The organism is Arthrobacter sp. DMZ02-1R, from assembly GCF_057747935.1.
Window position 1 is genome coordinate 1,633,925 of sequence record NZ_CM173230.1, and the last position, 12,128, is coordinate 1,646,052.

A 12,128-nucleotide genomic window follows, 5' to 3' on the forward strand; every position below is an offset into this window, starting at 1 on the left:
GTCGGGCACGTGTTCAGATCAGGAGTTGAGATGCTTGACGAAGTGGTCCCGTGCGGCTGCGGCGCACACGCCGAACCCAGGTCCCTCGTAGGCGTCGAAGTGGCCGCCCGGGATCACGCGGATCTCCTTCGGCTCGCGGGCCTCCGCGTAAGCGTCCAGAGCGAGCTGGTACGGAGCCACGTGGTCGTCCGCGGCCACGATCATCAGCAGTGGGGTCGGCGCGATCCGACTGATGTAGCTGCCTGGTTCGTATTCCGTCGCCATCTCGAGGCTGCGCGCGGTCAGCTCGTTCTTCCAGTTGGGTGCCCGGACGGCCGCCGTCTTGGTGAACCACTCGTAAGCATCCGTGGACGGCATCATCGCGGGGCTCATCGGGTCCGGCGTCACGGCTGGAAGCATGTTCGTCGGGCCACCCTCGAAGCGACTCATCCGGTCGCCATCCATCATTGCGCGGATGCTCGGGACGAAATCAGGCCGCATGACACGACTCAGCACCCGGGAACCCGAGACGCCGGGCATCTGGGAGACGACGGCCTTCACCCGTCGGTCGATCGCCGCCACGACCAGCACATGGCCACCGGAGTAGCTCGACCCCCAGATACCGATCTTCATCGCGTGGACCTCGGGCCGAGTGATCGCATAGGTGATCGCGTTGCGGATGTCCCGGTGCTGCAGGACCGGGTCGCTCTCTTGGCGCGGCAAGCCGTCGCTGTCGCCGAAGTTCTGGTGGTCGTAGACGAGCACGTTCAGGCCGGCTTCTGCGAAGTACTCGGCGTAGTCGTCGAGGCACATCTCCTTGACAGCCGACATCCCGTGCGTCATCACGATCACCGGAGCCGGTGTGGGGGCGTTCTGCGCCGGGTAAAACCAACCGCGAAGGGTTACGCCACCCTCGCCCTGGAATTCGATGTCTTCGCGGTTCATGGTCACGTCAGCCTCACTGTTGCGGTCTATGGATATGCCCAACTCTGGGCCGTGCGACGCCGACCTCATAGAACGATCGCGCCCGGCACCGGTATCTGAGTGCCATGTCGATTCGATGGTCCTGGCGCGCCGTCCCAGGTACCGCTTGCGACCTGCCAGATCGAGTCGTTCCCGAGGCACGTCCGTACCTGCACCGGGCGCGATCGTTCTATGAGCCCGGCGACGGTGATTCATAACGTGGATAGAAGTCCGCGCGGTCGGTGAGCGGACACTTTCTGGAAGGGATCTCACTGTGCTGAACGAGCATCACATCAAACTGGGGCCGGTGCGGACACGCTACTTCGAAGGCGGCAATCTGTCGGGGCCGACAGTTCTCCTGATCCACGACGGCGGCTATGGCGGCGATGCGCTGAACACCTACAACCGGATGGTCGAGTCACTGGGTGATGAACACCACCTGGTGCTTCCCGAGATGCTCGGCTTCGGCGGCACCGACAAGGCGGTCTTCTTTGGTGAGAACCCCTACGAGCCACGCCTCCGCCACTTCGCCTCGTTCCTGGACGCCCTCGACCTGCGGGACGTGCACTTCGTCGGCAACTCGTTCGGCGGCGGCATGGTCCTGCGGCTATCGATCCGCGACGAGACCTCGTGGCGGATGAAGTCCGCCGTGAGCATCTCCGGGACCGGCGGTCCGTTCCGCACCCCCGAGGCCGTCAAGGAGATGGGCGAATACGACCCGAGCATCGACGGTGCCCGGAAGATCGACAGCTGGATTCTGCACCCTGGCGCCCAGGACGAGGAGCACTCCCTGGCGCGTCTGGAGAGCAGCCTGCGGCCCGGCCAGTGGGAGTCCATGATGGCGCCGACACTCCGCAGCCCGGTCCAGGCCGAACAGACTCGCGTCTGGGACTTCCCCGAGGTCTTGTCGACCAGTACGGTCCCGACGCTTCTCATCGCCGGGACGCTCGACCGCATGCTCGAGTCGGGTTGGGAAGACAAGCTCGCCCAGCATCTGCCGGATGTCCGGATCGAACGTCTCGTGTCCGGCCACTCGCCGAACATCTCGCACCCACGAGAGACCGCAGACCTTCTGCGGGACTTCTTCCAGCACATCGACGGCCGCTGACGCGGGCCCTCGCCGGCCCAGCTCCGCTTCACGCCACTCTTCTGATGGGAATCTTCACGAATGTCTAGCGTCAACTATCACCTCGACGGCGAATTGGCCGTTCTGACCCTTGTTCACGACGGGGCACCCGTGCTCAGCCGCGAGCTGATGGACCAGCTCGGCACCCAGGTCGGCCGGGCACAGGCCGACGGATGCCGGGCCATGCTGCTGCGAGCCGATGGGCGGGTCTTCCTCGCCGGCGCCGACGCGGGCAGCTTCAAGGGGATGAGCGAGGCCGAGGCACGGTCCATGTTCACCGACTTCATCGGCGTCGTGCACCAGATCGAGAGCCTCGACGTACCGACCGTCGCAGCAGTCCAAGGCATGTGCCTCGGGGGTGGCCTCGAGCTGTCGCTCGCATGTGATCTCATCGTCGCACAGAAGGCGACGATGTTCGGGCAGGTCGAGGCGCGGCTGGGCGGTGCCACCTTCCTCGGTGGCACCCCACGGCTGGCCGAACGGTGCGGCACCTCACGCGCTCTCGAGATCACCTACTCCGGATCGCTCTACGGCGCGGACGCGTTCGCATCATGGGGAATCGTCTCTAAGGTCGTCGACGCCGACAACTTCGACCGGAAGGCGATGGAGCTGGCCACCTCGCTGGCCACCGGACCCACGGCAGCGCACCGGGTGACCAAGCAGGTCCTCCGCACGGCCAGGGCCGAGGGCATGCAGGAGGCGGACGCGCTGCTCCTGCAGCTCGCGCCGGTACTCCTGGAGACCAAGGACATGCAGGCCGCCGTGGACGCCATCGTGACTATGGGATCGCGAGACTTCATGGCCTCATCCTCCCCCGTCGACTTCCGTGGCGAGTAGGCGGCCCATGGATATCTCGAAGCCGTCGCACGTCGTTCACCTGCTGGAGCAGCAGGCCACGCAGATTCCAGACCACCCTGCCCTGTCATGGTTGATCGACGACCGCCCACAGACTCTCACCTGGGCTGAGTACCGGCGCCGGGTCTGGGCCGTCGCATCTCGCTTCATGGAGATGGGCGTGCAGCGCGGCGAGACCGTCGCGATCCTCGCGCCGAACATCGTCGAGCACTACGTCGCGGACCTGGCGGCCGTGCTCTGCGGAGCGGCGACCGTGAGCCTCTATCCGACGCTGGTGCCCGAACAACTCGCCCACATCCTCGCGGACGCTCAACCGGTGGTGGTCGTCGCCGCCGACACCGCCATCGCCGAACGTATCGCCGGCGCCCTGCCGGAGGGTTCGAATGCCCGCTTCCTGTGTGTCGACGGGGCCGGCGAAGGATCCGGCAGCCCGCACACCACCTGGGCAGCGGTCCTGGAGGAGGGCACGGCGCGCCTGGAAGCCAATGAGGCCGAGCTCAGCCGTCGACTTGCCAGCTCCGGCGGCGACGACGTGGCGACGTACGTCTACACGTCGGGCACCACCGGCATGCCCAAGGGCGTGATCCTGACCCACGCCAATCTGCTGTTCGAGATCCACGCCTTCGACCAGATGGGGTTCTTCGTCGGCGGTTACCGGGTAATCTCCTACCTTCCCCTGGCTCACATCGCCGAGCGGCTCTGGAGCCTCTACTTCCCGTTGAGGACCGGCGGCAATGTCCTGCTCTGTCCTGATCAGAGTCAATTGGTGAAGTACCTGCGGCTCCAGCGCCCGAGCTTCTTCATGGGAGTGCCGCGAGTCTGGGAGAAGCTGCGTGACGCCGCACTGATGATGCTTTCGGCGGAGCCCTACGCCGGCCGCGCCGCGGAAGTTGCTGCAGACCGTGAAGTGCTCGCCCAGACGTGGACACTGCTGCAGGATGGAAGTTTGGCGCCCGATCGTCGGACCCCGGCCCTGAAGGCTCGAGAAGGAGTCCTCGGCGACCTCAGGCGCGACCTTGGCCTCGACTGGACCATCAACCCAACGTGCGGAGCGGCAGCATTACCCGAGGATCTTCGTGACTTTTGGCGCTCCGTGGGCGTCGACCTCACGCAGGCGTACGGACTCTCGGAAACGACCGGAGTGGCGGTGTGGGAGCGCATCGGAGGTGGGGGGCGAGGGAGTGTCGGCTTCGCAGTGCCCGGGTGCGAGATCGCGATCGCGGAGGACGGCGAGATCCTCGTCCGGAGTCCGGGCAACACGCCCGGTTATCGGAACGCGGACCGCGGGGAGTCCGGACTCTTCATCGACGACTGGCTCGCCACCGGCGACGTTGGCCACCTCGACGAGGGCGGACGCCTTCACGTGACCGACCGGAAGAAGGAGCTGATCGTCAACGGTTCTGGGAAGAACATCTCGCCCACGGCGATCGAGGACAAAATCTCAGGGCACGGGTTCATCAACCAGGTCGTCGCCGTTGGCGACGGGAGGCCGTACGTCACGGGGCTGATGACGGTCAGCGAGCCGGCTCTTGTGTCCTTCGCCCAGGAACGCGGTATCGACGGTGCCGTGTCGGAGCTGATCCGTCACCCTGCTGTGCTCGAAGAAGCGCAGCGGATCGTGGACCTAGCGAACGAGCGCTTGTCCCGACCGGAGCAGATCAAGCGGTTCCGACTTGTGGAGGATCAATGGTCGATCGACTCCGGGGACCTGACACCCACGTTCAAGCTGCGGCGGCGGGCCGTCCTCGCGCGCTACTCCGCCGTCGTCGACAACCTCTACGGACAGCCGAGAAACGGAGAATCATGAATTACGACTACGTGCAGGTGGAGCGCCGCGGGCCGGTGATGCTGATCGGCATCAACCGACCCGACAAGGCCAACGCCCTGAACCTGCAGGCTGTCCGCGAGCTCTCTAGCGCCTACGCGGGGCTCGACGCTGACGACTCCGTTCGCGTGGGCGTGCTCCACGGCATCGGCCGGCACTTCACCGCCGGGATGGACCTCCGTGAAGTTGCTCCCGAGGTGTCGAGGGGAAACTCCTTGCTCGCCCCTGGCGGTATGCACCCTTGGCAGGTCGAAGGCGAGAGACTCTCCAAGCCCTTGATTGCAGCCGTACACGGAAAGTGCCTGACCCTCGGGGTCGAGCTGGTGCTTGCAGCGGACATCGTGGTCTGCGCGGTGTCGTCATCGTTTGCGACGCTCGAACCGCAGGTCGGTCTCTTCCCGTTCGGAGGAGGCACCATTCGACTTCCCCAGAGAGCCGGCTGGGGAAACGCCATGCGATGGCTTCTCACCTCCGAGGAGTACGACGCCCAGGAGGCCTACCGCATCGGCCTGGTCCAAGAGGTGGTGGATGACGGTGACCACCTGACGCGAGCCATGCAGCTGGCCGACAAGATCGCTCGCCAAGCGCCACTGGCGATCAAGGCAATGCTCGGGAACAGCCGTCGGGCCCAGCGAGACGGTGAGGCAGCGGCCGAGCTCGAGATGCCCCGGCTCGCTCAGCAGACCTTCACCTCCATTGACGGTCAGGCCGGCATCGACTCGTTCAGGGAGCCTGGCGGCCCTCCCGTGTTCGTCGGGCGATGACCGCGGTGGAAGCCGGCGCGGCTCGACCACGTGCGACTGACGATCTGGCTTCGATACTCCTCTCCGAGCAGCAAGGTGTGATGGAGGTGCCCCCGTTTGCCTGGGGATTCGGTGGCCTGCACGGTGGCTTGGCCCTATCGCTCGTCGCATCCTCGATGCAGCGCACGGCCCCCGACCGACCGTTGCGCTCGATCAGCGGGCAGTTCCACCGGCCGATTCGCGAGACGTTCACGATCGAATCGTACGTGCTTCGCTCCGGCCGCAGCGTGACAGCGATGCAGGCAACGTGCTACGGCGCCGCCGGGGTCTGTCTCACAGCTACAGCGTTCCTCGGGTCCGACCAAGAGCCAGGCGCGCCCGTGTATGCCCCCGATGCGCCAGACGTCCCAGGCCCCGATCTGCTGGCGCCGCTGCACGGGATGGATGACAAGGTTCCGGTCCTCAGCCAGGTCGAGGTCCGACCCGTGGGCTCTGTCCGGCCGTACGCCGGTGCTGCGGATCCGGTCATGACCGCTTGGATGCGGTTAAAAGATCAAGAGGAGCCCGTAGACCCGTGCAGCGTGATCTTCTTCCTGGACGCCCTTCCTCCGTCGTACACAGCGGTCCTGACTGAGCAGCGACCTGTGCCGACACTGGAACTCTCGGCTCACCTCACTTCCAACGTCCCGACATCGCCCTGGGTCCTCGTTCGATCCAGGACGGTGCGGGCCAGCGAAGGCGGATGGGTGACCGAGACGATCGACGCCTGGGACCCGGAAGGCGCACATCTGGGGTCTGCTCGGCAGCTCCGACTCACCGCAGCAGCCGGCTAGTTCTCGACCCCGACGCAGACACATCCCAAGGCGCCCCGAACGCCGCGATCAACCTAGGAGCACTTCCGGTGGCAGCAAACATCCATGACCGGATCAACTACGGCGTCGCGGACCGGGTGGCACGCATCGAGCTCGCCCACCCCGGAGCCGCCAACAGCCTGGACCAGCGCATGGGTGAAGCCCTGCGCGAGGCGGCCGCCCGCGCCGCGACGGATGCCGGGAACGGCGACGCACGCGTCGTGGTCGTGAGCGCCCAGGGCCGACTGTTCAGCGTCGGCGGTGACCTGGGCGAGTTCGCAGGAGCAGCGGATCGCGGCGCCCAGGTCCAGGCGACGTCCGACAACCTGCACGCGGGTCTGGCGACTCTTCGGGCGCTCGAGGTGCCGCTGGTCTCGGTCATCAACGGCACTGCCGCGGGCGGCGGTCTAGGTGTTGCCCTCGTCGGTGACATCGTGATCGCCGCAGCCGAAGCGAAGCTCGTCCTGGCGTACACCGCCTCCGGCCTGACACCAGACTGCGGGCTGAGTTGGGTGATCCCGAACCGACTGTCCTGGGCCCGCGCCATGGACCTCGCTCTCACCAACCGTGTCCTCACAGGAGCCGAAGCGGCCGACTGGGGACTGGTGAGCCGCGCCGTACCCCGGGAGGCCCTGGACACAACGGTCGAGGCCGTCGTGTCCGGACTCCGCAATGGCGCCTCGAATGCCATGGCCAACTCCAAGCGGTTGATGCGCGAGTCGGCTGGCCGGACCATGGCAGACCAGATGGGCGAAGAAGCGGCGACCATCTCCCGCGCCATTGTGGGGCCCGACGGCGTCGAGGGCGTCGACTCCTTCCTGGCAAAGCGCCAGCCGTCCTACCAGTGAGGGTCAGATGTGACCGGCATGAGCGAAAGCGCCGACGTGATCCGGTGGGACCAGGAGTGATCGGCGCTTTCGAGATCTTCACCCGACGTTGGAATCTCGCCATCCTCGCTGAGTGCCATTTCGGGGTACGCAGGTTTAACGATTTCAAGAGGCGACTCGGGATAAACCTCAAAACATTGACAATGCATTTGGAATCTCTTGTCGAGGACGACGTCTTCCGACGGTCGCATTACAGACCAAGCCGGACAGGTTCGAGTATCGGATGACGGCGAAGGGCCGCGACCTGTTTCCGATTCTCATGACCATCGAGAGTTGGGCTGCGCGATGGGCTCCCCACGGAGCGGCAGACCGCTGGTACGTCGAGCACATGCTCTGTCAGCAGAGTTGCAGCGCACGCGTGGTGTGCGACCGCTGCGCGGAGCCAGTCGACTCGCAGCAGGTGCACGTCGTCGCGCGCGCCGACGCACCTACGCTGCAACTCGCGAGCAGGTCCTCCTACCAGGAACGCAGGCCACGATGAAGGCATTGAGAATTCGTGCGTTCGGGAAGCCGACCGCGGCCCCCGAACTGATCGAGTCCGACGACGTCGAAGCGAGCACCGGACAGGTGCTCGTCGCAATGGAGGCAGCGCCCATCAACCCGTCGGACCTGCCGTTCATCAGGGGCCACTACGCCATGCTGGGTGTCAATCCTCTGACTGCCGACCTTCGGCTCCGATCCTTCGTCCGGCTCACGCCAAGCACGTCGGCGTCCGCACCCTCAACGTGGTCCTCCGACCCGAGGTCGCGGCCGAGCTTCTGGAACTAGGCGGCGACGCAGTGGTCGTCAGTGGGCCCGTGCTGGGTGAGCAGATGGACACGGCACTCGGCGACGAGCGCCCGTCGCTGCTGCTCGACTCAGTCGCCGGGCAGACCTCCACGAGCCCCGCGTCCTGGCTCGCTAACGGGGGCACCGTCGTGAGCTACGGCGGGCTGAGCGGCACCCCCGTCGCCGTCATGCCCGCCGATTTGATCTTCCGCGACAACATCCGCGTCCGCGGCTTCTGGCAGAAGCACTGGCTCGACACCACGCCGCGCGAGGAGATCATCGCGACCTATGCCCGACTGGCCGCTCTCGTCAGCGAGGGTGTCTTGGCGGCTCCGCTGGCAGCCACCTACCCCCTCGAACGGCACCGGGATGCGTTGGCCCACGCCGCGCAGACCGGCCGCGGCGGGAAGGTGCTTTTCGTCTGGTGAGGAGTTGCTCATCAAGCATCCGCTGCCCGTGGGGGCGTCCCCGACGTATCCTCAGTACGTGTAGAAGCCGCGCCTAGACTTCCGACCGAGCAGACCGCCCTGTCATCGGGACTCCACGACCACGACATCGAGACCAGCACGCACGCTCACTTCAGCAATGCGGGCCCCGTCAGGCCGCTTCCGATGACACCGATTCGCTGCATTGCCTGTCCTTTCCTTGGGCATTGCAGCGTAGGAAAGCTGACGCGCGTCTCTAGAACGATCGCGTCCTGCATCGGTACGGGGTCCGCCACTGAGGGAACCTCTGCCGCGCCAAGGCAGTCCGGTACTAGCGCCGGGCGCGACCGTCCTAGAGCACGAGGTTGCTGTGTTCCTATCTTGAAAAGAGGCCAATACTAATTTTGGCTGGGCCGGATGTCCCGGCGTACCAACCGCCCATTGGAGGCGCCACGTGAACACCGAAACGAACCCAACCGCCGTGCCGATTCGGGCGACAGTCTTCGCCGGGCGGTGGCCGAACGTCCCATTCGAGGAGATGCCCGACCTGATCCCCTCCGGCACCTTCTCGCCCACCACGGCGACCCTCATCAGCGGTGCTACGGAGATCGTCCTGATCGACGCACTGCACCTGATCGAAGAGGTCAAGGACCTCGGCGACCTGATCGAGCGCACGGGCAAGAAGCTGACGACGATCTACATCACCCATGACCATGCCGACCATTACCTGGGCATGGGGCCCCTCCTGGAGCGGTTCCCGGAGGCGAAATGCGTCGCCCTGCCCAGTGTCGTCGAGTCCATGAAGGAAACGAGGGAGATGCAGGTCGGCCAGTGGCAACTGCTGTTCGGTGACACCGGCGTGGCCTTCGGACCCTACCCGGAGCCGATCGATGGAGACACCCTGTGGGTCGACGGCTCCCCGATCCGGATCATCGAAGTGAAGCAGGCCGATATCCACCCGACGTCGCTGGTCCACGTGCCCGCGCTCGACCTCGTCATCGCCGGCGACTCGATCTACAACGAGATCCACCCGATGCTCGGACTGTCGACTCCCGCGGAGTGGCAGGACTGGCTCGAGACCATCGACGTGGTCGAGAGCCTGCAGCCGAAGATGATCGTCGCTGGTCACCGCCGGCCAGACGGGGACGACTACGCCGTTGACACGATGATCGCCGAGACCCGGGCCTACATCCGGGACTTCTCGGCTGCATTCGACGTCGCGACGAGTGTCGAGGAGTTGGTCGGCGCGATGATGACGAAGTACCCCAATCACGGCAACGTCTGGAGCTTGATGTTCTCGGCCGCGAGCGTGATCGGGGTCCGCGAGAACGGCGTCTCGGTCTCAGCCGCAGTCTCAGCCGCCACATCCTGACAGCTGCATGATCTTCCGGCTGGCCCCGGCGAGCAATTCCCCGCGTCCAGCCGGGCCTCACTGCCGATTGTCGGCCGCCTCAGGAACGGCGGCGTCAGGTACGGGACCAGGTTCGCCGAGCGGGTCGTACCTGTCGCCGGGCAACGCGAAGAAGGCGGTGGAACCGCGCCATGCACAGAATCCCGACGACGATCTATCACTTATTCACGCAAGGGAGCGCCGTGTCCGAGAAGCCCGCAACCCTGGAGACCTTCCAGTACCCTAGAACCACTCCGCTGAGACCCTCACCGAGATCTGCACCGAATACGTCCACCATGCCGGTTTCCGCTTTGCCATCCTGACGCTTGAGAACGCTGACCGCCGCCCCGTGACGCTAGATCCGGAGTCGCTGAACAACGTCGTGGCCGCAGTGCGGGCCTTGGACTTGTCTGCGGTGGATGCAGTCGCCGTGACTGGAGCGGGCAGCAGGCAAGAACCTCTCGGCACGGGCGGCCGCGGAACTTGGCCTCGTCGATGCCGTCCTCCCGGAATACGGCTTCCTGACAGCGTCGTTGGTCTCCCGGGTTATCGCCGTCATGAGCACCGTAGTGCTGGCCTGGCTCCTGCGCCGCAAGGAGCAGGCTGCAGACAACGCGTCGGTTGGCCTCCTTGAATGATGCCGCTGCGGGCTTTTGACACCTGCCCGCGCCCAGTCCTGCTTCCTACGAAGAAACGAGAATCACATGACCAGCGCTAGCCAGGAATGCACCGACCTTCAGATCTCTGACGAACTGAGGGACCGGATGCATCAGTTGTACAAACAACTCCACGCCAACCCAGAACTGTCCATGCAGGAACACAAGACGGCCGCCCTTATCTCCGAGCGCCTCGGTGCCCTGGGCATCGAGAACTTCCCCTGCGGCGGAACCGGCGTCGTCGGGGTCATCCGCAACGGCGAGGGCCCTGTCGTCGGATTCCGCGCCGACACCGACGGGCTGCCGATTGCGGAGGACACGGGGCTGGAGTATGCCAGCACAGCCCGCGGCGTGCTGGCCGATGGCACCGATGTGCCGGTCATGCACGGCTGCGGACACGACATTCACATCGTGTCCCTGCTAACCGCGGCCGAGTTGCTGCTCGAAGCAAAGGAGCACTGGAGCGGCACCATCGTGCTGATCTTCCAGCCGGGGGAAGAAACAGCCGCCGGCGCGAAGGCCATGGTGGCGGACGGACTGTGGCACAAGGCGCCTCACCCGGAAATTCTCTACGGCCAGCATGTGGTGGCCGGCCTGGCAGGCACCATCTCTGTCAGCCGGGGAAACGCGATGGCGATGGCAGACTCGTGGAAGGTGACGGTCGATGGCCGGCAATCGCACGGCTCGCAGCCGCAGAGCGCCATAGACCCCATTGTCCTGGGCGCCCAGATGGTGGTGCGCCTGCAGACTATCGTCTCCCGCGAAGTCGACCCGCTGGAGTCGGCCGTGGTGACAGTCGGCACCTTCCATGCCGGTCTCAAGGAGAACATCATCCCCGCGACGGCCGAATTCACCCTGAACATTCGGACGCTGGAACCGGCTGTCCGCTCCCAGGTGCTCGATGCCATCCGGCGGATCCTCGACGCAGAGGCAGACGCTTCCGGCGCTCCGCACCCGCAGGTCGAGGAGCTCTACACATTCCCGCGGATGTACAACGAACCCGCCGGCACGGACGCTGTAGTGGAAGAACTCCGCGCCGCGTTCGGGGAGGGGCAGGTGGATTTGATGCCCCCGCTGATGGGCAGCGAGGACTTCGGGGCCCTGGCAGAACCCCTGGGGATTCCGTCCGTCTATTGGGCGTTCGGCGGTCTCAGCAGCGAGATTCTCGACGCCGACGCGCCCGTCCCGGGCAACCATTCACCGCATTTTGCACCCGTGATTGAACCAACGCTGGCAACGGGTGCCCGGGCAGCCGCCTCGGTCCTGCTGGCCCGGTTGCGGATCTCGTAGCCTGCACCGACAGGGCCCAGAGGGAGGGCACTGCAGTGGTCATGTCGAAGCCCCCACTCCTTGAATGGCGGTCGTTACCGAAGAATGCGCGCACGGATCCTTGCCGCTTCGGTGCCCCAGAATGCCATTGCCGGCTCCGCTCTGGCGATCCCGATTCTGGCCGTGCAGCGAATGAACGACGTCGGCGCCGGGGGTGCGCTGGTTGCCGCCTCACTGGGTCCGATTTTCTTCGCGGCACCACTCGCAGACGCAGCCCTCGATAGACCTCGCCGCCCCGGCTCGTTGGGCGCGGTTTCCAGTTTGCATACCGCCACGGCTCTCGCGGCGTCCGCATTCCTCGGCCAGATGGCCATGCCGGGGTTGCGTTCGC

Annotated in this window: 11 protein-coding genes and 1 pseudogene; 11 read left to right on the plus strand and 1 reads right to left on the minus strand. The window is 65.6% G+C overall.

The features are described from left to right. Positions 1 to 18: 18 nt before the first annotated feature. Positions 19 to 924, minus strand: a complete 906-nt coding sequence (locus AC3ANQ_RS07945; RefSeq protein WP_488305280.1) for an alpha/beta hydrolase — start codon at positions 922 to 924, stop codon at positions 19 to 21. A 292-nt stretch (positions 925 to 1,216) separates the two neighbouring features. Here AC3ANQ_RS07945 and AC3ANQ_RS07950 point away from each other — a divergent pair, with 292 nt between their 5' ends. From AC3ANQ_RS07950 to AC3ANQ_RS08000, 11 genes and pseudogenes are all read left to right on the plus strand, one after another. Further along, complete coding sequence (locus AC3ANQ_RS07950; RefSeq protein ID WP_488304588.1) at positions 1,217 to 2,050, plus strand: alpha/beta fold hydrolase; 834 nt, start codon at positions 1,217 to 1,219, stop codon at positions 2,048 to 2,050. Positions 2,051 to 2,110: 60 nt separating this feature from the next. Beyond that, entirely contained in the window at positions 2,111 to 2,905 is a 795-nt protein-coding gene (locus tag AC3ANQ_RS07955; RefSeq protein WP_488304589.1) for an enoyl-CoA hydratase/isomerase family protein, read from the plus strand. Between the two features lie 7 nt (positions 2,906 to 2,912). Next, a complete protein-coding gene (locus AC3ANQ_RS07960) occupies positions 2,913 to 4,730 on the plus strand; it encodes an AMP-dependent synthetase/ligase (protein ID WP_488304590.1) in 1,818 nt (605 codons plus the stop codon). After that, positions 4,727 to 5,512, plus strand: coding sequence for a crotonase/enoyl-CoA hydratase family protein (locus AC3ANQ_RS07965; RefSeq protein ID WP_488304591.1), 786 nt, complete (start codon positions 4,727 to 4,729; stop codon positions 5,510 to 5,512). The genes AC3ANQ_RS07960 and AC3ANQ_RS07965 overlap by 4 nt, the downstream gene beginning before the upstream one ends. An 80-nt stretch (positions 5,513 to 5,592) precedes the next feature. Then, positions 5,593 to 6,324 carry an acyl-CoA thioesterase gene (locus AC3ANQ_RS07970; RefSeq protein ID WP_488304592.1) on the plus strand — a complete coding sequence of 244 codons (732 nt, stop codon included), beginning with the start codon at positions 5,593 to 5,595 and terminating at the stop codon, positions 6,322 to 6,324. 68 nt (positions 6,325 to 6,392) lie between these two features. Next, positions 6,393 to 7,190, plus strand: coding sequence for an enoyl-CoA hydratase/isomerase family protein (locus AC3ANQ_RS07975; protein ID WP_488304593.1), 798 nt, complete (start codon positions 6,393 to 6,395; stop codon positions 7,188 to 7,190). Between the two features lie 56 nt (positions 7,191 to 7,246). Next, a pseudogene (locus AC3ANQ_RS07980) lies at positions 7,247 to 7,710 on the plus strand (winged helix-turn-helix transcriptional regulator). Next, on the plus strand, positions 7,707 to 7,997 hold the full coding sequence (locus AC3ANQ_RS07985; RefSeq protein ID WP_488304594.1) for a hypothetical protein: 291 nt from the start codon (positions 7,707 to 7,709) through the stop codon (positions 7,995 to 7,997). The pseudogene AC3ANQ_RS07980 and the gene AC3ANQ_RS07985 overlap by 4 nt, the downstream one beginning before the upstream one ends. Further along, entirely contained in the window at positions 7,955 to 8,425 is a 471-nt protein-coding gene (locus AC3ANQ_RS07990) for a zinc-binding dehydrogenase (protein ID WP_488304595.1), read from the plus strand. Before AC3ANQ_RS07985 ends, AC3ANQ_RS07990 begins: the two co-directional genes overlap by 43 nt. 451 nt (positions 8,426 to 8,876) lie before the next feature. Further along, a complete protein-coding gene (locus AC3ANQ_RS07995; RefSeq protein WP_488304596.1) occupies positions 8,877 to 9,794 on the plus strand; it encodes an MBL fold metallo-hydrolase in 918 nt (305 codons plus the stop codon). Between the two features lie 722 nt (positions 9,795 to 10,516). Beyond that, complete coding sequence (locus AC3ANQ_RS08000; RefSeq protein WP_488304597.1) at positions 10,517 to 11,758, plus strand: amidohydrolase; 1,242 nt, start codon at positions 10,517 to 10,519, stop codon at positions 11,756 to 11,758. Positions 11,759 to 12,128 lie beyond the last annotated feature (370 nt).